The organism is Comamonas nitrativorans, assembly GCF_042654765.1.
Taxonomy (GTDB): domain Bacteria; phylum Pseudomonadota; class Gammaproteobacteria; order Burkholderiales; family Burkholderiaceae_C; genus Comamonas; species Comamonas nitrativorans.
This window is the reverse complement of sequence record NZ_JBHSEW010000006.1, coordinates 104,069-125,349: the sequence shown is the minus strand read 5'-3', so window position 1 is coordinate 125,349 and position 21,281 is coordinate 104,069. Positions and strand designations below refer to the sequence as shown.

General features: G+C 67.4%; 16 protein-coding genes. 6 read left to right on the top strand and 10 right to left on the bottom strand.

What is annotated here, in order from left to right:
* Positions 1–11: 11 nt before the first annotated feature.
* Positions 12–2,330, top strand: coding sequence for a TonB-dependent hemoglobin/transferrin/lactoferrin family receptor (locus tag ACFO3A_RS08340; protein ID WP_377725570.1), 2,319 nt, complete (start codon positions 12–14; stop codon positions 2,328–2,330).
* Between the two features lie 136 nt (positions 2,331–2,466).
* Here ACFO3A_RS08340 and ACFO3A_RS08335 read toward each other — a convergent pair whose 3' ends face one another.
* Entirely contained in the window at positions 2,467–2,844 is a 378-nt protein-coding gene (locus tag ACFO3A_RS08335; protein ID WP_377725568.1) for a DUF488 domain-containing protein, read from the bottom strand.
* A 354-nt stretch (positions 2,845–3,198) separates the two neighbouring features.
* Between ACFO3A_RS08335 and ACFO3A_RS08330 the strand changes: the two genes are divergently transcribed.
* The 5 genes from ACFO3A_RS08330 to ACFO3A_RS08310 are packed head-to-tail and all read left to right on the top strand — an operon-like array spanning position 3,199 to position 7,449.
* Positions 3,199–4,884, top strand: coding sequence for a cbb3-type cytochrome c oxidase subunit I (locus ACFO3A_RS08330; RefSeq protein ID WP_377725567.1), 1,686 nt, complete (start codon positions 3,199–3,201; stop codon positions 4,882–4,884).
* Positions 4,874–5,482 carry a cbb3-type cytochrome c oxidase subunit II gene (locus ACFO3A_RS08325; protein ID WP_377725565.1) on the top strand — a complete coding sequence of 203 codons (609 nt, stop codon included), beginning with the start codon at positions 4,874–4,876 and terminating at the stop codon, positions 5,480–5,482. Before ACFO3A_RS08330 ends, ACFO3A_RS08325 begins: the two co-directional genes overlap by 11 nt.
* A gap of 20 nt (positions 5,483–5,502) precedes the next feature.
* Positions 5,503–6,111 carry a c-type cytochrome gene (locus ACFO3A_RS08320; protein WP_377725564.1) on the top strand — a complete coding sequence of 203 codons (609 nt, stop codon included), beginning with the start codon at positions 5,503–5,505 and terminating at the stop codon, positions 6,109–6,111.
* Positions 6,112–6,142: 31 nt separating this feature from the next.
* The gene (locus ACFO3A_RS08315; protein WP_377725563.1) at positions 6,143–6,802 is read left to right on the top strand and encodes an SCO family protein; all 660 of its coding nucleotides are present in this window, start codon (positions 6,143–6,145) and stop codon (positions 6,800–6,802) included.
* Positions 6,799–7,449 carry a hypothetical protein gene (locus ACFO3A_RS08310; protein ID WP_377725561.1) on the top strand — a complete coding sequence of 217 codons (651 nt, stop codon included), beginning with the start codon at positions 6,799–6,801 and terminating at the stop codon, positions 7,447–7,449. The genes ACFO3A_RS08315 and ACFO3A_RS08310 overlap by 4 nt, the downstream gene beginning before the upstream one ends.
* Before the next feature lie 164 nt (positions 7,450–7,613).
* Here the strand turns inward: ACFO3A_RS08310 and ACFO3A_RS08305 are convergent, their stop codons facing one another.
* From ACFO3A_RS08305 to ACFO3A_RS08265, 9 genes are all read right to left on the bottom strand, one after another.
* Positions 7,614–9,050: a hypothetical protein gene (locus ACFO3A_RS08305; RefSeq protein WP_377725559.1), complete on the bottom strand. Its 1,437-nt coding sequence runs from the start codon at positions 9,048–9,050 to the stop codon at positions 7,614–7,616.
* A 286-nt stretch (positions 9,051–9,336) separates the two neighbouring features.
* The gene (gene putP / locus ACFO3A_RS08300; RefSeq protein ID WP_377725557.1) at positions 9,337–10,818 is read right to left on the bottom strand and encodes a sodium/proline symporter PutP; all 1,482 of its coding nucleotides are present in this window, start codon (positions 10,816–10,818) and stop codon (positions 9,337–9,339) included.
* A gap of 31 nt (positions 10,819–10,849) precedes the next feature.
* The gene (gene putA, locus ACFO3A_RS08295; protein WP_377725554.1) at positions 10,850–14,833 is read right to left on the bottom strand and encodes a trifunctional transcriptional regulator/proline dehydrogenase/L-glutamate gamma-semialdehyde dehydrogenase; all 3,984 of its coding nucleotides are present in this window, start codon (positions 14,831–14,833) and stop codon (positions 10,850–10,852) included.
* A gap of 242 nt (positions 14,834–15,075) precedes the next feature.
* Positions 15,076–15,489, bottom strand: a complete 414-nt coding sequence (locus ACFO3A_RS08290) for a sirohydrochlorin chelatase (protein WP_377725553.1) — start codon at positions 15,487–15,489, stop codon at positions 15,076–15,078.
* Positions 15,490–15,575: 86 nt separating this feature from the next.
* The gene (locus tag ACFO3A_RS08285; protein ID WP_377725743.1) at positions 15,576–17,552 is read right to left on the bottom strand and encodes an ABC transporter permease; all 1,977 of its coding nucleotides are present in this window, start codon (positions 17,550–17,552) and stop codon (positions 15,576–15,578) included.
* Positions 17,546–18,706, bottom strand: coding sequence for an efflux RND transporter periplasmic adaptor subunit (locus ACFO3A_RS08280; protein WP_377725742.1), 1,161 nt, complete (start codon positions 18,704–18,706; stop codon positions 17,546–17,548). Before ACFO3A_RS08280 ends, ACFO3A_RS08285 begins: the two co-directional genes overlap by 7 nt.
* Before the next feature lie 32 nt (positions 18,707–18,738).
* Complete coding sequence (locus ACFO3A_RS08275) at positions 18,739–19,050, bottom strand: DUF3325 domain-containing protein (RefSeq protein WP_377725552.1); 312 nt, start codon at positions 19,048–19,050, stop codon at positions 18,739–18,741.
* The gene (locus ACFO3A_RS08270) at positions 19,043–20,725 is read right to left on the bottom strand and encodes a PepSY-associated TM helix domain-containing protein (protein WP_377725550.1); all 1,683 of its coding nucleotides are present in this window, start codon (positions 20,723–20,725) and stop codon (positions 19,043–19,045) included. Before ACFO3A_RS08270 ends, ACFO3A_RS08275 begins: the two co-directional genes overlap by 8 nt.
* Positions 20,726–20,770: 45 nt before the next feature.
* Positions 20,771–21,073, bottom strand: coding sequence for an iron uptake protein (locus tag ACFO3A_RS08265; RefSeq protein ID WP_377725548.1), 303 nt, complete (start codon positions 21,071–21,073; stop codon positions 20,771–20,773).
* Between the last annotated feature and the right edge of the window lie 208 nt (positions 21,074–21,281).

The following is a 21,281-nucleotide window of genomic DNA, read 5'->3' as shown; positions in this document are numbered from 1 at the left end:
ACCCTTTTGCCATGGCTTTTTCTTCTTCTTTTGCACCTTCCCGTGCGGGGGCGCAAAGCGCCCGCTGGCACACCCTGAGCCTGGGCATTGCACTGGCCTACGGCCTGCTGCCCACCGCGCAGGCCCAGCTTGCGCCGGCCTCGGCCCATGCCACGCTGCCCACCGTCGTGGTCAGCGGTTCGCGCCACGAACAGGCCAATGACGACCTGCCCCTGTCGGCCGACATCGTCAGCGAAGAAGGGCTGCGCGACCAGCAAAGCCGCAATCTGCGCCAGGCCCTGCAAGACCTGCCCAATACCGAAGTGCGCAGCAGCCCGGCACGGCTGGCGGTGGGCGCAGGCTCGGCAGCATTCGCACGCGACGGCAACATGGGCATCCAGATTCGCGGCCTGGGCGGCAACCGGGTGCTGATGACGGTGGACGGCATCCGGATGCCGCGCAGCTACGTTTCGCGCTCGGCCATGTTCGACCGGGAATACCTGACGCTGGAGACCTTCAAGCGCATCGAGCTGGTACGCGGCCCGGCCTCGGCGCAGTACGGCGGCGACGGCATGGCGGGGGTGGTGAATTTCGTCACCCACGACCCTGGCGACTTCCTGAAAGCCGACGACGGCAGCACCAAAACCGTGGGCGGACGCATCGCCGCAGGCTGGAGCGAGGAAGACCGCAGCACCACCCTGACCGGCACCGTGGCCGCCCAGGCCAGTGACCGCGTGCAATGGATGCTGACGGCCTCCGGCCGCAAGGGACATGCCATGCAGACCATGGGCGACAACGGCGCGGCCAACAACCACCGCACCAAGGCCGACCCGCTGGATACCGAAGACCGGGCCGTGCTGGGCAAGCTGGTGTGGAAGCCCGATGGCGTGCAGCGCCACACTTTTACCGTGGAGCATTCGCAGAAAAAGCTCGACGCGGATTTGCTCTCCAGCCGCATTGCCACACCGACCAAGCCCAACGACGTGGTAGACGAATACACGGACAGCCGGATCGAGCGCAACCGCCTGGCATGGGATGGGCGCTTTGGCCTGCAAACCGCGTGGGCCGACCATGTTCGCGCAGTTGTTTCCGTACAACACGCAAAGTCGCACCGCGTGGGCGACAGCTTTTTGAACAGCGGCGTCCACCGCATCCGCGACAACCGCTACCAGGAAAAAACCTGGCAACTGGGGCTGCAAGCGGACAAGGTGCTGCGTGGCAAGGACTGGTCATCGCGTTTTGTTTACGGGCTGGATTACGTGCGCAACGACATCAGCAACCTGTATACCGGCCAGGCGCCCCTGGCCCCGGAGGTGTTCCCGCTCAAACGCTTTCCCGATACGCATGAAATCAGCGCGGGCCTGTTCGTGCAGAACGAAACGGTGCTGGGCGACTGGACGATCACGCCGGGCCTGCGCATCGACCACTTCCGCATCGACGTGCAAAACCAGGATTTGTACTTTCCGCCCGCGCCCCAGCCGGCCAAGGATATGTCGGGCAGCGCCGTGCTGCCCAAGCTCGGCCTGCTCTACCGCGCCACGCCCGAGTGGAGCGTATTCGGCCAGTACGCCACCGGCTACCGGGCGCCCGAAGCCGGGCAAGTGAATGACCGCTTCCGTGCCCAGGCACCGCTGCCGCCGCCTTCCAGCATCGTGGTGGACAACTACATCATCGCCAACCCCGACCTGAAACCCGAGCGCAGCCGGGGCATAGAACTGGGGCTGCGTGGCCGCATGGAGCGCCTGAGCCTGGACCTGGTCGGCTTCTACAACCGCTACAGCAATCTCATCGAGGATGCCCGCCTGGTCGAACGCACCCCGACCAAGCAGGTCTTCCAGACCGTCAACATCTCCCGCGCCAAGATCTACGGCTTTGAACTCAAAGGCATTTACGACTGGGGCCAGATCGGCGGATGGGCCGACGGGCGCCTGCGCACCTCGTTTTCCTACGGCCAGAGCCGGGGCCGGGACCTGGAAAGCAACGCCCCATTGAATTCCATTTCACCGGCGCAGCTTTCGATGGGCCTGCGCTACGACACGCCGCAATGGGGCGTGTACGCCAATGCCCGCCATTACGCGGCGAAGCGCGACAAAGACATCGATTTGGTGTCGATTGGCAACAACAAGGCCGGCACCACCCAGTTCGCCACGCCGTCGGCCACCACCCTCGACCTGGGGCTGCAATGGCGTGCCCGCAAGGATGTGCGGCTGAACCTGTCCGTCCATAACGTGACCGACCGCAAATACTGGCGCTGGGCCGATGTGTACGGGCAGGCGGCCAACTCCGCAACCATCGATGCCTACAGCCAGCCGGGGCGCAATGTGCGGCTGTCGCTGGTGGCGGATTTCTGATCCCGGGCCGGAATCGGCCTGCCGCCTTCAAGCTATCAAATAACTAGCTGATTCCGCCTTTGAATAAACGATTTCAAATATAAATCATATTGGAATTCTTTATTTAAAGGCGGAAACAGCTATTTTTTTCAGAAATTCAGCCCATGTGCAGCAGCGCCTCGCGCACGACCACGGCGTTGTTGTGCGCCTCGTCGCGGGCCGCATAGACCAGGGTCACCACCTGGGCGCGGGCGAGTTCGCGCAAGGCGGCCAGGGCGGATTCCTGCGCCGCCAGTTCGGCCCGGTAGCACCGGCGAAATTCCTCCCACCGGGCCGGGTCGTGGCCAAACCATTGGCGCAGCGCCGTGCTGGGGGCCAGCTCCTTGTGCCAGCCGTGCAGGGCCAAAGCTTCCTTCTTCACGCCCCGGGGCCACAAACGGTCGATCAGGATGCGGGCGCCGTCCTCGGCGGCGGGCGGCACATAGGCCCGCCGGATACGCAGGTGGCTGGCAGGAATCGGGGGAAGGATCGGCATGGCGGCCTCTTTTTTTGGTTCACGCGCACGGTTATATAGACATCTTTTTAAGATAAATCAAATCTCGTTATTAACCATGATGCTAGCGCCAGAAGATCAAAGCCCTTCTGACAGGACGGCACAACAGGCATCCAATTGGCTAAGAACCTGTTCACAATCTCGGCGCGAAGGTGTGCGGGAAGCGGATCGGGATGGGCTGCTAGGCGCAAACCGCAGCGATAGCCGGAGCTATCGCGAGGATTTGCAACGACGCAGAGCGCCCGAGGCCGCGACTGCACACCCGCGCGGAGATCGTGAACAGGTTCTAAGAAAGCACCCGCCCTGGGTGCAAAAAAAGAACCCCTGGAGCCTGACATGAACAGCACCGTCCTGAGTCTGCTGGCGGCCTTTCTGCTCTCCCTCATAGGCTTGTTCGCCTTCATGTGGTCGATGCGCAAGGGCCTGCTGGTGGAGAACCCCGGCGCCGCATCGGCGATTTTCACGCCCGGCGAGATCGGCCTGGCCGACGACCCGACGCTGACCGCGCACGACCGCGAGCGTCTGCAAAAGGCGATCAACGCCACCAACGCCAGGACGCCGGACGAGCGCTGGCAGAACGAGCCGGACACCGACTTCACCCGCGAGCAGCGGATGCTGGCCGACGAGTCCTCGCGCTGGCCGACCTTGCTGCTGATCGTGTTCGCCTGTCTGTGGCTGGTGCTGGGGTCGATCGCCGGGCTGACGGCATCGCTGAAGCTGCACATGCCCGACTGGCTGGTGGCCGAGGCGTGGCAGACCTTTGGCCGGATGCGCACCATGCACCTGACGGCGGTGTTCTACGGCTGGATCACCAATGCCGCCCTGGCCGCCATCGTCTGGCTGACGCCGCGCCTGATGCGCACGACCTTGCACGGTGCGCCGTGGATCGTGCTGGGCGCCATCTTCCTGAACATCGGCGTGGCCAGCGGCATCGGCGCCATCGGCATTGGCTGGACGGCGGGGATGGAGTACCTGGAAATCCCCTGGCAGATCGGCATCTTCGTCGGCCTGGGGCTGGTGCTGATTGCCGTGAACGTGTTCAACACCGTGCGCCACCGCACGGCCAAGCACCTGTACGTCACCAGCTGGTACCACCTGGCGGCCCTGCTGTGGATCATCCTGCTGTTCACCATCGGCAAGCTGCCCGGCGTGCACTACGGCGTGCAGCAGGCGACGATGAACTGGTGGTACGGCCACAACGTGCTGGGCCTGTGGTTCACGCCGGTAAGCGTGGGCATCATCTACTACTTCCTGCCCAAGGTGATCGGGCGGCCCGTGCGCTCGTACAACCTGTCGATCCTGGGCTTCTGGACGCTGGCCTTCTTCTACGGCCAGGTCGGCGGCCACCACCTGGTGGGCGGGCCGGTGCCGGGCTGGATGGTCACCCTGTCCATCGTGCAGAGCATGATGATGATCGTGCCCGTGCTGGCCTTCACCATCAACATGGCCTGCACCATTCGCGGGCGGGCGCACCTGGTGAAGTATTCGCCCACGCTGCGCTTCATGGCGTTCGGCGCGGTGATGTACATGCTGTCCTCGCTGCAAGGCTCGTTCGAGGCGCTGCGGGCCGTGAACCAGGTGGCCCACTTCACCCACTTCACCGTGGCGCACGCCCACCTGGGGGCCTACGCCTTCGTCACCATGGTGCTGTTCGGCGCCATCTACTTCATGCTGCCGCGCGTGCTGCACCGCGAATGGCCGTGCCCGCGCCTGATTGCCGTGCACTTCTGGCTGGCTGCGGGCGGGGCGATGATCTACTTCGTCTTCCTGACGATCGGCGGCTGGCTGCAAGGCACCTACATGCTGGACGCGGCCAAACCCTTCATGGATTCGGTGGCCGTGACCATCCCCTACCTGCAATGGCGCAGCGTGGGCGGCGCCCTGATGGTGACCAGCCACCTGGTGTTTGCCGGCCACCTGCTGGCCCTGCTCCTCAACACAAAATCGCAGCGCACCGGCCCGGCCCTGTGGGGCGACCCTGCCACCGCTGCTGCTGCCCTGGAGGTTCGTCATGGAAAGTGAAGTCAAACTCGCCTCGGGCGCCCTGGCGACCCTGGCGGTAGCCACCGCCGCGCTGGTCGTGCTGCCCTATGTCCAGGTGCGCGACATCCAGGCCCCGGAAGGGCTCAAGCCCTACACCAGTGCCGAGCTGCGCGGGCGCAACAGCTACATCGCCAACGGCTGCGTCTATTGCCACTCGCAGCAGCCGCGCGACAAGGGCTTCGGCCCGGACGCCGAACGCGGCTGGGGCCGCGCCACCGTGCCGGCCGATTACGTCTACGACAAGCCCCACTTGCTGGGCAGCATGCGCACCGGCCCGGACCTGATGAACATCGGCGTGCGCCAGCCCAGCCAGGACTGGCACCTGGGCCACCTGTACCAGCCCCGGGCCTACGTGCCGGGGTCGATCATGCCGTCCTACCCCTATCTGTTCGAGGTGAAGGACCAGGCCCAGGTCGAACCCAGCGAGGTGGAGGTCAAGCTGCCGCCCGGCCATAGCCCCGAGGGCAAGGTCGTCGTCGCCACGCCCGAAGCGCTCGACCTGGTGCAATACCTGCAAAGCCTCAAGCGCAACTACCCCGTTTTGCCGCCCGAACCCGAGGGCGCTGCTGCGCAGTGATGCTGCCGGAGGAAACCACCATGCCTGACAAACTCGAAATCCAGCCGCAGGAACTGCGCGAAAACGCCGACCCGGAGGAATCCATCCGCCCCATGCCCTGGCTGGCCGCCCTGGTCGCCGTGGGGATGGTGCTGTTCGGCATCGTCTACCTGCTGGTCAATCCCCCCATCGAGCGCACCGACCTGGGCGACATGCGCTCCCTGGCCGACCTGCGCCCCGGCACCCAGGCCGCAGCGGGCAGCGCAGGCGGGGCGGTCGATGGCGCCGCCGTCTTTGCCGCCAACTGCGCCGCCTGCCACCAGGCCAACGGCGAAGGGCTGCCCGGCGTCTTCCCGCCGCTGGCCGGTTCCGAATGGGTGGTGGGCGAGCCGAAGGTGCTGGCCAACATCCTGCTGCACGGCATCGTCGGCGAGATCGCGGTCAAGGGCCAGACCTACGCCGGCATGATGCCGCCTTTCCCGCAACTGTCGGACGCCGAGATCGCCGCCGTGCTCACCCACATCCGCAGCACCTGGGGCAACCAGGCCGATGCGATTGCCGCCGACCTCGTCGCTACCGAAAGAGAAGCTGGTAGCGCACGAACTGCGCCATTTGAAGGCGGTGAGGCATTGAAAGCCTTGCTGAACTGACGAAAACAGCTATCAAAAGGAGGTTCAGAACATGCTGCGCACCACGCTGCTCAGTCTGGCCCTGCTGCTGGGCGGCTACGGCGCCGCAGCGTGGCTGACGCACGACTTCCAGGTCTGGACGGACGAAGGCGCCCGCCGCCTGGAGGTGGCGCTGCGCCCCCTGCCCCTGCCGGACGTCGTGGTGGACGGCCCCGGCATCGCCCCCGCCGCCCTGCCCGGCCTGCTGGCCGCCAGCGGCCAGGTCACCATTGCCGACTTCTTCTACACCCGCTGCAAAACCGTGTGCCTGAGCCTGGGCGGCAGCTTTGGCGAAATGCAGGCGCAGTTGCAGCAGCAGGGGGACACTGGCGTGCAATTGCTGTCCATCAGCTTCGACGGCGCCTATGACAGCCCGCCCATCCTTGCCCGCTACGCCCAGACCATGGGGGCCAAGGCCCCACTCTGGCGCTTTGCCCGCGTGGCCGACGCCCGGCAACAACAGCAACTGCTGCGCGGGCTGGGCGTCGTCGTCATCCCCGACGGCATGGGCGACTACGAGCACAACGCCGCCCTGCTCGTCTTCGATGCCCGGGGCCGCATGGTGCGCATCTTCGATCTGGCCGAGCAGGAACTGGCGCTGAACTACGCCCGCCATCTGGCGCGGCAAGCCGCCACGCCGCCAACGGCCACGGCGCAGCCGGGGGCGGCATGAAGTCGATGGCTTTCTTTGATAGCTTGCAGCGCTTGCTGGATAAAGGACTACGCCTGTTTTCATTGCAAAGAACGGCGCTGCTCCTTGGTGTTGGCAACCTCTGCCTGCTCCTGGCCCTAGGCCTGCGCCCCTGGCTGGAAGCCAGCATGTGGCGGCACATGGTGCTGCAATTTTCCCTGCTGCTGCTGGCGGGCGCAGCCCTGGCGCTGGCTTTGCCCCCGCAGGCCCGCCGCTGGCTGGACGGCTGGAACCGGCACGGCATCGCCGGGCTGGTGCTGTGCGCCACCGTGCTGGCCGTGCTGATGGTGCCGCGCATCCTCGATCTGGCCCTGCTGCGCCCGGAAGTGGAAGCGGCCAAGTGCAGCGCCCTGCTGATGGCCGGGGCAGGACTGGCCCTGTCCTGGCGGCCTGCCGGGGCGGTGCTGCAATTTTTCTTTCTGGGCAACCTCCTGGGCATGACGGCGATTGTCGGGCTGCTCTATATCGACAGCCCCCTGCGCCTGTGCAACGCCTACCTGCAGGACGACCAGATCCGCCTGGGCCAGTGGCTGGTGGGCATCAGCAGCGCCCTGGCCGTGGCCTGGCTGGCCCGCGTCGCCTGGGACATGACCCGGCGCGAAGCCCAGGCGCTGGCCAAGGCGCGTTAGTTAGAACGTGTTTACGATCTCGGCGCGAAGGGGTGCGGGAAGCGGATCGGGATGGGCTGCCAGGCGCAAACCGCAGCCATAGCGGTGCTATGGCGAGGATTTGCAACGCCGCAGAGCGCCCGAGTCCGCGACTGCACACCCGCGTGGAGATCGTAAACACGTTCTTAGCGCGTCGCCAGCAACTGCTTCACCCATTGCTCCTGGTGCGGGCGCTGGTACTGTTCCTGCAGGTGGTTTTCGACAAACTTCTGCACCGTCAGCAACTGCTGCGCGTCGTGCGTTTGCTCGGCCTGGGTCAGCAGGCCGTCCTCGGCGGCGATGCGGGTGCGGGTAGTCTGCCGGTCGCGCAGCGTGTGCAGTTCGTAATTGCCGTTTTGCATGTCCAGCATGCCGTCGGGCAGCAGTGCCTTGGCGATGTGGCCGTCCAGCGCGGTATGCACGGTCTGCTCCAGCGCCAGACTGCCGGTGTCGGCACGGTAGCGGCTGTCGGTACGCTGGCTGATTTGGTAGTCGGTATGGCCTTGCTCGGTGACTGCGCCCCAGCGGTTGGTGCGCTGGAAGTCGCCGCTGAAGCTGGCCTCGAAATCGGCCAGCCCGCTGAGCAGCGGGGCCACCTGGGCGCCCAGGGCCGCAGGCATCAACGCCTGCGGCGCAGCGGAGGCGGGCAGGCCGTGCATCTGCGCAAAGCTGCTGGTAAACAGCGCCACCAAGTCAGCATCCGCATGGCTGCGCTGGGCAGCGGCGTGGATGTTTTGCAGGTGCTGATTCAGCGCCGCTTGTTTGTGTGCCGGATCAGCGCTGGCCAGGGCGGTAGCCGGGTTCAGATTGATGGCAATGTTGCCGCCCATGTCGGTTTTCAGCTCCAGCGACTGGCGCTGGTCGTCCAGGCGCAGGTGCAGCGCTTGCAGGCGGGTGTTGCTGCCTTCGGGCACGCTGACGGACAGGTTCAGGCCCGCGAAAGCCTTGCGGTCGTAGTCCATCAGGCCGGACAGGTCGATCTGCGGGCCGCCCTCCTGCCCCAGCCCGGCCAGGGCACGGTCCAGCCCCTCGGACAGCGCGGCCAGCGCCTCGCGTTCGGTGGCGCTCAAAGGGCCGCTGCTTTGAATTTCCACATGCAGACCTTTGCCGCTGTTCACGGCAATCTGCAACTGCACCTTCTGCCCGGAGCGGGTCGTAATCTCCAGGCTGGCCGTGGCCGCGCCAGAACGCACGCCGCGCATCTGCATGTCCAGATCGCCCGTGGCATCCGGGCGGGACAGCAGGGTTTGGCTGTAACCGGTGTTGCTGCTGGACAGGTGCGACAGCAACATGCCGCCCAACTGGCCCCACTGCCCGACCAGACTGCCCATGCTGCTATTGCCTGCCATGCGGGTGCTGATGGCATCCTTGAATGCCATGGCCCAGGCCGGCCCGCTGTAGGTGGGCAGGGCGTACACCGGCTTGGCTTTGGGAGTGGAGATTTCCAGCACCGTGGAAGGTGTCACGGGCGTGGCCGACGTGGTGTCTTTTGCGCTGCTGACCAGGGCGGCTTGCGCACGCGCCGTCGCGGCGGCCGCAGAAGCGGAGGAAGAAAGTACGGGGCTGACAGACAGGCTGGTCATGCTCACTCCAAAACGACAAGGCGAGGAGGCCAGTGAAAGAGAAAGAGGGGGGGTTGAAATACTTTTTTATATATCGTCTGATTGTCGGCCACCTTGAGGGAGCGCAGGCGGACATGCCGATGGAGGGAGCGAGAACGGCCAACCACTCTCAAAACAAAAGCTTCTTCCACACAAAAACAAAGGGTTTCAGGCTAAAAACAACCTGAAACCCTTATTTTCAGAGCGGAGAAAGCTCTTTATTTTGCATCACACCCCTGCGGCACAGGGGTCTAGGCAGGCGGCTTTTTCAGGCCACGGCCTTGCAGGTCTGCTCGAACTCGCGTTCGATTTCCTCGTTGCGCCTGTAGGTGACCAGGCTGACCAGCACCATCACCACCATGCTGACGATGAAGGCGGGCAGCAGCTCGTAAACGCCGGTGCCCAACTGCTTCCACACAAAGACCATGACGGAGCCGGCCACCATGCCGGCCAGTGCGCCGATGTTGGTCAGCTTGCGCCAATACAGACTGAGCAGCACCAGCGGGCCGAAGGAGGCGCCGAACCCGGCCCAGGCAAAGGCCACCAGGCCCAGGATGGTGTCGCTGGGGTTGGCCGCCAGCACCGCCGCGATGATGGCCACCGCCAGCACCCCGGCGCGGCCCAGCAGCATCAGCGTGCGCTGGCTGGGCGCGGTCTTGCGTGTGGCCAGGAACATGTCTTCCACCAGGGCGGAAGAACACACCAGCAACTGGCTGGACAGCGTGCTCATGATGGCGGCCAGCACGGCAGCCAGCACAAAGCCCGCAATCAGCGGGTGCAGCAGCACCTGCGACAGCAGCAGCACCACGGTTTCGGCATCGGCGGGGGCATTGCCGAACTTGCTGAAATACGCAATGCCGATCAGGCCGCTGCACACCGCGCCGCCCAGCGACAGGAACTGCCAGCTTGCACCGATGCGGCGGGCGCTGGCGGCCTCCTGCGGCGTGCGCAGGGCCATGAAGCGCACCACGATGTGCGGCTGGCCGAAATAGCCCAGCCCCCAGGCCAGGCCGGAGACGATGACCAGCGCCGCTGCGCCCGCCGTCATCTTGCCCGAGCCGATCAGCGACAGATTGCCTGCGCCCACGGTGGTGACGAGGCTGGCGGTTTCGCCCATGCCGCCCACGGCAAAAATCGCCACGGCAGGCACCACGATCAGCGCCACCACCATCATCAGGCCCTGCACCACGTCGGTCAGCGAAGCGCCCAGAAAGCCGCCGAACAGCGTGTACGCCAGCGTCACCGCCGTCACCAGCAGCAGGCCCGTCATGTAGTCGCCGCCGAAGGCGCTTTCGAAGAACTTGCCGCCCGCCACCATGCCCGAGGAGCAATACAGCGTGAAGAACACCAAAATGATGATGCTGGAGACGCTGCGCAGCAGGCGCGTGTTGTCGCGCAGCCGGTTCTCGAAGAAGCTGGGCAGGGTGATGGAGTTCTTGGACACTTCGGTGTAGGCCCGCAGCCGGGGCGCCACCAGCCGCCAGTTCAGGTAGGCGCCGATGAACAGGCCCACGGCGATCCAGCCTTCGATCAGGCCGGTGGTGTAGATGGCCCCGGGCAGGCCCATGATGAGCCAGCCGGACATGTCCGAAGCGCCCGCACTGAGCGCCGCCACCCAGGGCGGCAGGCCGCGCCCGGCCAGCATGTAGCCCTCGTGGTCGCTGGTTTTGAGAAATGCCAGATAGCCGATCAGCAGCATCAGGCCGAAGTACAGCGCCAAGGCGATGTAGGTGTAGAAATTACCGGACACGTTTGTCTTTTTCCTTCCGTTGAAACGGGCTTCAGGCCATGGTCATCAGCTGGGCATTGCCGCCCGCTGCTGCCGTATTGGTGCTGATGGACTGTTCATGCAGCAGGGCGGCCAGGTCATAGCCCTGGCCGGCGTGCAGCGCCTCGCTGCTGCGGCTCTCGATGCGCACGATGGCGCCAGCACGCGCTGCCACCCTGGTGGTGATGGCCACCAGGGCATCGCCATCGCCCTCGAAAAGCAGGGCGCTCATGGGCACGGCGGCGTCTTCCAGGCTGGCGCTGTCGGCGCTGTGCAGCCAGGCCGTACCGGCATCGCCGGCAGCCGCACGCACGGCGTGCCAGGCGGCGGCGCAGCCGTTGTCCTGCGCGGGCAGCACCACATGGCAGGGGTTGCCGGTGGCCAGGGCGGCGGCCACCTGGTGGACCAGGCCCAGCGGCGTGCGCGGCAGTGCCCAGACAGCACCGCGCGGCAGCAGGCGGTAGCGGTTGCTCTCCCCGGTCGGGCCGGTCAGCAGCAGGCTGGTGCCCAGGCGCGAGGCGGCCAGCGCTTCGGCACAGATGCGGCCCGACTGCTCCACCCCGGCGATCACCGTGGTTTGCAGGCTGGCCAGCAGTTGCGGGGCCGGGGCACTCTGCTCGGAGCGCGGCAATGCGGCCAGGGCCGTATTGGGCTGCCCCTGCACCAGGCGGTACAGGTACAGCGGCCCGCCCGCCTTGGGGCCGGTGCCGGACAGGCCCATGCCGCCAAAGGGCTGCACGCCGACCACGGCGCCGACCACGTTGCGGTTCACGTACACGTTGCCGGCGTGGATGCGGCGGGTCAGGCGGTCGATGGTTTCGTCGATGCGGCTGTGGACGCCGAAGGTCAGGCCGTAGCCGGTGGCGTTGATGTCGTCCACCAGCGCATCCAGCTGGTCGCGCTGGAAGCGGATGACGTGCAGCACCGGGCCGAAGACTTCGCGGGTCAGGCGCTGGGCGCTGTCGATTTCGATGATGGCCGGGGCGACGAAGTGGCCGTTGAGCGCACCGTCGGCCCGCTGCACACGGGTGACTTTCTGGCCCGCATCCTGCATCTGCCGGATGTGCGCCTCGATCTGGGCGCGGGCTTCTTCGTCGATCACGGGGCCGACATCGGTACTCTGGCGGTCGGGGTTGCCCAGGCTCCATTCGTGCAGGGCATCGCGCAGCATGGTGAGCTGACGCTCGGCCACGTCTTCCTGCACGCACAGCAGGCGCAGGGCCGAGCAGCGCTGGCCCGCCGAGTCGAAGGCCGAGGTCAGCACGTCGCCCACCACCTGTTCGGCCAGGGCGGACGAATCGACGATCATGGCGTTCTGCCCGCCGGTTTCGGCAATCAGCGGAATCGGCTGGCCTGCGGGCGACAGGCGCTGCGCCAGTTGCCGGGCAATGATGCGGGCCACCTCGGTGGAGCCGGTGAACATCACCCCCGCCACCTGCGGATGCGCCACCAGGGCGGCGCCCACGGTTTCGCCCTGGCCGGGCACGAATTGCAGCGCATCGCGCGGCACCCCGGCCTCGTGCAGGATGGCGACCATGGCTGCTGCCGTCAGCGGCGTCTGCTCGGCGGGCTTGGCCAGCACGGTGTTGCCCGCTGCCAGGGCGGCGGCCACCTGGCCGCAGAAAATGGCCAGCGGGAAGTTCCACGGGCTGATCGCCAGGATGACCCCCAGGGGACGTTCGCGGGCGTTGTCGAACTGGTCGGCCACCATGGCGCCGTAGTAGCGCAGGAAGTCCACGGCCTCGCGGATTTCCGCCACGGCGTTGGGCAAGGTCTTGCCGGCTTCGCGCACGATCAGCCCCATCAGCACCTGGCTGCGCTGCTCCAGCAGATCGGCAGCGCGTTGCAGCACGTCGCCACGGGCGGCGGGCGGGGTGCCCGCCCAGATGGGCGCGGCGCGGGCGGCGCGTTCGGCGGCCACCTGGGCATCGGCAGCGCTGGCTTCGCGCACCCAGCCCACGGTGTCGGACAGCTCGGCCGGGTTGCGCATCGCGGCCCAGCCTTCGGTCTGCGCCGGGTCGGCGGGCAGGGGCACGTCCGCCGGGGCGGCCAGCCAGTGCTGCGTGGTGCTGCTGAGCAGCGCGGCGGCCAGCGAGGCCAGTTGCTGCTCGTGCGCCAGATTCACCCCGCGCGAGTTGGCGCGGCCCTGCGCCCCCTGGGCCAGCAGGTGGGCAGGCAGCGGGATTTTCGGGTGCGGTGCGCCCAGGCGGCCCTCCTGGTTGGCAATCTGCATGACTTCCTCGACCGGGTCGGCCACCAGTTCGACCACCGGCACGCTCGGGTCGCCGATGCGGTTCACGAACGAGGTGTTGGCGCCGTTCTCCAGCAGGCGGCGCACCAGGTAGGCCAGCAGGGTTTCATGGTTGCCCACCGGGGCATAGACGCGGCAGGGCCGGGCCAGCTTGCCGTCGGCGATGGCGCCCGTGACCTGGGCGTACAGCGGCTCGCCCATGCCGTGCAGGCATTGAAACTCGTACTGGCCGCTGTAGTAGCTGCCGCCCACGCTGGTCGCCAACTGGTAGATGCTGGCCAGCGTCTGCGCGTTGTGCGTGGCGAACTGCGGGTAGATCGCGTCCGGCACTTCCAGCAGCTTGCGGGCGCAGGCCAGATAGCTCACGTCGGTATACACCTTGCGGGTGTAGACGGGGTAACCGGCCAGACCGTCGAGCTGGGCGCGTTTGATCTCGCTGTCCCAGTACGCGCCCTTGACCAGCCGCACCATCAGGCGGCGGCGGCTGCGGCGGGCCAGATCGATCAGGTAATCGATGACGTGCGGGCAGCGCTTCTGGTAGGCCTGCACGACAAAGCCGATGCCGCTCCAGCCCTTGAGCGAGGGCGCGGCGCACAGCGCTTCCATCAGGTCGAGCGACAGCTCCAGGCGGTCGGCCTCCTCGGCGTCGATGTTCATGCCGATGTCGTACTGCTTGGCCAGCTCGGCCAGACGCAGCACGCGCGGCAGCAGCTCGGCCATCACGCGGTCGTACTGGGCGCGGCTGTAGCGCGGGTGCAGGGCCGAGAGCTTGATCGAGATGCCCGGCCCTTCGAAAATGCCGCGCCCGGCCGAGGCCGCGCCGATGGCGTGGATGGCCTGCTCGTAGTCGCGCAGGTAGCGCTGGGCATCCGCCTCGGTGGTGGCGGCCTCGCCCAGCATGTCGTAGCTGTAGCGGAAGCCCTGGGCCTCGTACTTGCGGCTGTTGGCCAGCGCCTCGGCAATGTTCTGGCCGGTGACGAACTGCTCGCCCATCAGCTTCATGGCGTGGTTCACGCCCTGGCGGATCAGCGGCTCGCCGCCCTTGCCGATGACGCGGGTCAGCGCCGACGAAAGATTTTTTTCACTGTTCGTGCTGGTCAGCTTGCCGGTCAGCACCAGCCCCCAGGCGGCGGCATTGACGAACATCGACTGCGAGCGCCCGACGTGCGCCTTCCAGTCGCCGTGGCTGATCTTGTCGCGGATCAGCGCATCGCGCGTCGCCTTGTCGGGGATGCGCAGCAGCGCCTCGGCCAGGCACATCAGCGCCACGCCCTCCTGGCTGGACAGCGAAAACTCCTGCACCAGCGCGGCCACGCCGCTGGTCACCGGGGCATCGCGCAGCCCCTGCACCAGCTTGGCGGCCAGGGTGTGGATCTTGTCCGCCTGCTCGGCATCGCTCGCCCGCGCCAGGGGCAGCAGGGCGGGCAGGCACTCGGTCTCGGGCCGGTGCCAGGCGGCGGTAATGGCAGCCCGCAGCGGTGTCTGCGGCAGGATGGACTGGGCAAAGTGCAAGAATGGTTGCACCTCTTGCGCGGCGGCAGGTTGCACCTCTTCGACACCCTCGTCCCCCGGCATGGCATCGGTGCCCAGCAGGCGGATGCTGGGCAGGCCGCGCTCCAGCGCATCGACATACTGGACAACGGCCTGCTTGAGCAGCCAGTGCGGGGTGCGCCCAAGATTCTGGGCAGCCGTGCGGATGCGCTCGCGCAGCGCTTCATCAACTTTGATACCAATGGTGGTGGACATAACGAACAACCTCAAAACAGAAAAGGGTGCACCAAGGTGCAACCCTAGAAGGTCTCGAAATGTCGCAGAGGTAGCACCTTTTAAATTACAGGGAAAACCCTAGATTCTTTCGCAAAATCGCCCGGACACCCTGGAATCATTATTTTTGATAGCTTTTACCGCGCTCAAACATTGAATTTCAGATATGAACAATCATAAAAACATTTGTATATCATCGGAAAAAGCTTCTATTTTTATAGCTATCACGCATCAAGTTGCGCCAGAGCCTGCCCGGCCAGCCAGTCGAGCAGCCCCGGCCAGCGCGACAGCACCGGCCAGGTCTGCACCTGCAGGCCGGGGAACTGCTGCTGCGTCTGGTCGATCAGGGCCGGCAAATCGCGCAGCACATGGCCGCCTTCCGACCAGAACACCGGCAGCACCGCCACCGCCGTCACGCCCTGCGCCCCCAGTTCGGCCAGCACCTGGGGCAGGCGCGGCTCCATCAGCTCCAGAAACGCCTGGCGCACCACGCAGGCGCGGCCCTGTGCGGCGGCCTGCTGCTCCAGCGCCGCCTGCAGGTGGTCGAGCGTCTGCGCCCAGCGCGGGTCGCGCGAGCCGTGGGCGAACAGGATGATGGTGGTGGGGGGCATGGCGGGGTGGGCGATGGCAGCAGACATGGCGCGATTGTCACGGCAAAAGTCACGGCCAAAATCACAGTGAACCCCGGCCCGCACCGGGGCAGGGCGCGGCACATGCGCCCGCGTCACTCCCCCGCCAGCGCACGCACCGGGTCGAGCCGCGCCGCCGTCCTGGCCGGCATGTAGCCGAACACCAGCCCGGTGGCCACGGCGCAGGCAAACGCGCCCAGCATGGCCCGCACCGAAAACACCACGGGCACGCCGGCGGCCATCAGCACGGCGCCCACGGTCAGCCCCGCCGCCACCCCGAAGGAGCCGCCGACCAGGGTGACCAGACTGGCCTCGGTCAGGAACTGGCGCAGGATGTCGCTCTGGCGGGCGCCCACGGCCATGCGGATGCCGATCTCGCGCGTGCGCTCACGCACCGTCATCAGCATCACGTTCATCACGCCGATGCCGCCCACCACCAGCGAGACGGCGGCGATCAGGCCCAGCATCACCGCCATGCTCTGGCGCGTGGCCGCTTCGGCCTGGATGCGGGCCGCAGCGTTGCCGATGCCGAAGTCCTCGCGCCCGCCATGGCGGGCCAGCAGGGTGCGACGCATTGCCTGCTCGGCGTCATGCACCGCGTCGGACGAGGCCGCCTCGACGACCACATAGTCCGGCTGGGTCTGCGCCTGGTAGACGCGGGCACGCCCGGACCGGTAGGGGATGAACACCATGTCGTCGTAGTCCTGCGCCCCGGAATCGGCGCCGCGCTCGCTCATCACGCCGATGACCTCGAAGGCCGAGCTGCCGATGATGAGCTGCTGCCCCAGCGGCCGGGGCGCATCGGGAAAGAAGTGGCGCCGCGCCTTGGCGCCCAGCACCACCAGCGGCGCCAGATTGCGGTCTTCCGCTTCGGTGAAGTAACGGCCCAGGGCCAGCGGCCAGTGGTGTACCAGCGGCATCTCCTGGCTGGCGGCAAACACGTACACCTGCTTGTCGGCGCTGCCGTAGCGCACGGTGACGGGGTCGCCAATGACGGGCATGACGCGCCGGATTTCGGGCAGTTCGCGCAGCGCCGCCAGGTCTTCCTCGGTGATCTGGCCCGCCGGCCCGCCCGTGGCCGGTGGCTGGCTGCCCATATACAGGATGGCCGTGCCCATGGTGCCCATCTGCTCGACCACCTTGCGCCGCGCCCCTTCGCCGATGGCCAGCATGACGATGACCGACGCCACACCGATGACGATGCCCAGCAGCGTCAGGCTGGTGCGCACGCGGTTCATGCGCATTCCGCGCCAGGCGCTGCGGGCGGCCTCGGCCAGTTCGGCCAGCCAGGGCGTCGCCGCCGCCCGGCCCGATGCGGGCACCTGCACCGGCAGCACCGCATGGTCGGCCGCCGGCGGCACGGCCTGACGGGCGCTGTCGCTCAGGATGCGCCCGTCATGGATTTCAATCACCCGCTGCGCCTGGGCGGCCACGGCCCGGTCGTGGGTGATGAGGATGATGGTGTGCCCGGCCTGCGCCAGCTCGCGCAGCAGGGCCATGACCTCGGCGCCGCTGCGCGAATCCAGGGCGCCCGTGGGTTCATCGGCCAGGATGATGCGCCCGCCGTTCATCAGCGCCCGCGCAATCGAGACGCGCTGCTGCTGCCCGCCCGAGAGCTGGTGGGGCCGGTTGTCCAGGCGCTCGCCCAGGCCCAGGCGCTGCAACAGCGCCCAGGCGCGGTGCTGGCGCTCGTGCCGGGGCAGGCCGGCATAGATGGCGGGCATCTGCACGTTCTCGCTCGCGCTTTCGCTGGCAATCAGGTGGTAGCCCTGGAACACGAAGCCGAAAGCCTCGCGCCGCAGCCAGGCCAGCGCGTCGGCATCCATCTGCGCCACGTCCCGGCCCTGGAAACGGTAGCTGCCCGCGCCGGGCCGGTCCAGGCAGCCCAGGATGTTCATCAGCGTGGACTTGCCCGAGCCGGAACTGCCCACCACCGCCACGAATTCCCCGGCGCGGATGTCCAGGTCGATGCCATGCAGCACCGTCACCGCAGGCTGCCCGCTGGCATCGCCGCCGTAGTGCTTGCGAATGCCGCGCAGGGAGATCAGCACATCCGGCGCCGCACTCACCATTGCAGCCACCGCAGGCCACCGGCCTGCTCGGTTTCCCCGATCACCACGCGCTCGCCTTCGGCCAGACCGTCCAGCACCTGCACCTGGTGGCGGCTGCGCACGCCCAGCGCCACGCGGCGGGGCTGGGCCCGGCCCTGCGCATCCAGCACGCGCACCTGCGGGCCTGTGCCGACGTCCTCCTGCACCGCCGCCAGCGGCACGGCCAGCGCCTGCAGCGCCTGGGCCGTGACGAAGACCACCTGGGCGGTCATCTGCGGCATGAGTTCCTCATCGGCATTGCCCACATCGAACAGCACCGTGTAGACCACCGTCTTGGTGGCCGGGGCGGCGGCCTGGCTGACGACCGGCGCGGGCAGCACCTGGCGCACCGTACCGCTCCAGCGCCGGGGCCGGGCCTGGCCCGCGCCGCCCAGCGTGGTGAAGTAGACCGCCATGCCGGGCCGGACGCGGCGCACGTCGGCCTCGGACACCTCGGTCCAGACCGTCATGGCCGACAGGTCGGCAATGCGCAGGACGTTGGGCGTCTGGTAGGTGGCGTTCAGCGTCTGCCCCTCCCGTGCCTCCACCGCCACCACCGTGCCGGACATGGGCGCGTAAATGCGCGTATAGCCCAGGCGGGCCTCATCGGCCTGGAGCGTGGCCTGGGTCTGGTCGATCTGCGCCTTGAGGTGGGCCATGCGTGCCAGGGCCACGGCATGGTTGGCCTGCGCGGTCTGCACTGCCTCCTCGGGCGTGGCCCGGTGCAGGATCAATGCCTGCTGGCGTGCCAGCTGCTGTTCGGCCAGCCGGGCCTGGGCCTGCTGCTCGGCCAGCTGGGCACGCAGGCCCGCCAGCGACGCCCGCCCGGCATCCACCGCAGCGCGTTGCACGCTGGGGTCGATCTCGACCAGCAAGTCGCCCTTGGTCACCGGGTCGCCCGGCGCCACCGCCAGCCGCATGATCTGGCCCGAGACCTGGGCGCCCACGTCCACGTAACTGAGCGGCTGCAACGTGCCGATGGCGGTCACCGTGGCCTCGATATCGCTGCGGGCCACGACCTCACTCCGGTAGACCACGGCGGGCCGGGCCTGCTGCCACAGCGCCACCCCGGCCAGGACGGCCACGAGCACGATAACCACCACCGCCGCCCCGGCCCTGCGCACGCCACCCGGCATCGCCCGGCCTTCCCGTTCAGGCACGGCCTGCTTCATCCCGCCACCCAGGCCAGCGCCCGCAGCCAGCGGGGCCGCCAGCTCAGAACCTGGGCAACGGCCAGCGCGGCCGCCGCCAGCGCCATCACCCACACCAGCACCGCCATCGAGGCATGGTCCACCCGCAGGCACAGCGCCAGCCCGACCAGCAGCCCCGTTGCGCCCAGCACGCGCAGGCGCAGCGCCTGGGCACGGCTGGGCGCACTGGCCCGCACCTGCGCCCAATGGTCGTCCATGGCCAGCGCCAGCCAGCCCATGCCTGCCGTGCAGGCCAGCAGGGCCGCCGTCAGCAATACCGCATCACGCATGGGCCACCTCCCCCTGCCGCACGGGTGCGGTCGTATGCTGCCCCAGCCGCCGTGCGGCCCATGCGGCGGCGACGGCACTGGCCAGCAGGGCCAGATCGACCCCGGCCACCGGCCAGTAGGGCGCGGTGAACAGGGTCTTGAACAAATGGTCGCCCGTGGTCAGCCAGTTCAGGCCCACGGCCAGGACGGCCAGGACGGCAATCGCCGCGCACTGCTCGCGCCAGGCCGGGTTGCGCCCGCCCCGGGCCACCGGGGCGCTGCGCCAGAAGGCATGTACCAGCGCCAGCGCCCAGGCGGCCCAGAACAGGTACTGCTCCACATCGCCCCGGTGCTGCAAGGCCTGCGGCCAAGCGGCGGGCAATGTGTCAGGCAATAGCCGATTGGCAATCAGGATGGCCAGCGTGGCGATCACCATGCCGGTGACGGTGGTCACTGCCAGCGCATCCACCACCCGCGCCCCCTGGCTGCCCTGCCGGGCGTGCTGCTTCTTGCGCTTTTCGACGAAGAAGATGAAGCCCGTGGCAATGCACGCGCAGCCCATCAGCCCGCCCAGCACGTACAGCCAGCGCAGCAGCCAGTGGCGAAAGTGCTGCAGGTGCAGCCCGGTCAGGAAGGTGTTGATGCTGTCCACGGCGGTGCGCGGCGGGTCTTCGCGCAGCACCTCGCCGGTGCTGGCCTTGAAGTGGATGCCCTCGCCGGTGAGCGCGATGCGGTCGGTGCCCGCGCGGTAGATGCTGACGTAGCCGTTGGCATCGCCCACGTGCTGCAGCGCGAGAAAGCCCACCTCGCCTGCCATGTCCCTGGCGGCCCAGCGGCGCTGCGCCTCGGCCACCATGGCATCCACCGAGGCCAGCGGCGCGGCCACGCCGGCGCGGTCGTGCGGCAGGCCGGTTTCCTGTGCCTCCATCTGCTCGTGCAGTTCGTGCAGCGGCTCCAGCTGGGTGTGCGACACCGGGAAGTAGATGCCCGCAAAAATCACCAGCCCGGTAAAGGCGAAAAAGAAGTGAAACGGCAGCGCCAGCACGCCGGTCATGTTGTGCAGATCGAGCGTGCTGCGCTGCGTGGCCTTCTTCGGGCGGAAGGTGAAGAACTCGCGAAAAATCTTGCGGTGCATGACCACGCCGCTGACCAGCGCCGCCAGCATCATCAGCCCCGCAAAACCCACGATCCAATAGCCCAGGTCGGCCCAGTGCAGGTTCAGGCTGTAGTGCAGCGGGTAGAAGAACTGGCTGCCGATCTTCAGTTGGTCGTCCGGCAGGGCAGCGCCGCTGCGCGGGTCGATGGTGCGGTTGCCCCAGACGGCTTCCTCGGGGTCCTTGGCGTTGGGCACCTCGTAGCCAGCGAACAGGCCCAGCACCGGGTCGCGGTGCGTGGTGTAGGCGCCCCAGCGGCGCACGGTGTCGAACCGCTCGGGCAGCGCACCCTGCACGCGATCGCGCATGAAATCCAGGCTCTGCCGGCTGGGCTGCATGTCCTCGAACACCGGACGCAGCAGCGTGTCGAACGACGGCATGGGCTGCGGCGCAAAGCGCGACTGGGGGATCGCCCAGCGGTCGATCTCGCGGTCGAACACCGACAAGGCACCGAAGAAGAAGCAGGCCATCAGCACCAGACCCAGCGTCAGGCCGAACCAGGTGTGCAGCCAGGTCATGGCGTGGCGGAACGAGGGGAACATCCGTTTTTCTCCATCAAGGATTCTGAAAGCGACTGACCAAATGGTTCACACCAGCCCCCACTGCACCAGCGAGGCGGCCACGGCCATCAGCGCCCCGCCGCCCGCCAGCACGGCCCACACCCGGCGCAGGCTGCGGGCAGCAATGGCCCACAGGAACACCGCCAGGTACAGCAGCACGCCGAGCATGGCGCTCAGATGCTCGGCATCGTGAAACTCCAGCCCCAGGGCGAACAGGCCCGCCGTACCCAGGGCGATAAAGCCCCAGGTGCAGGCATAGCCGCCCAGCACTGCGGCCAGCACGCGGGACAACACGGAAAGCCCGGAACGGGCGGCGAGGGGACTGGACATGGGACACAAGGTGGAAAGAAAACGATCAGGAAGGTGCGGGACGAAGGACCGCCAGAAACGGCCCTCCTCCCTCTATGACAAACGAAAACCGAAAAAGGGCCACTTTTGTTTTTCCGCCATCGGCAGCAGCCCCGTTCATGGCACTTAGAACCTGTTCACGATCTCGGCGCGAAGGGGTGCGGGATGCGGATCGGGATGGGCTGCCAGG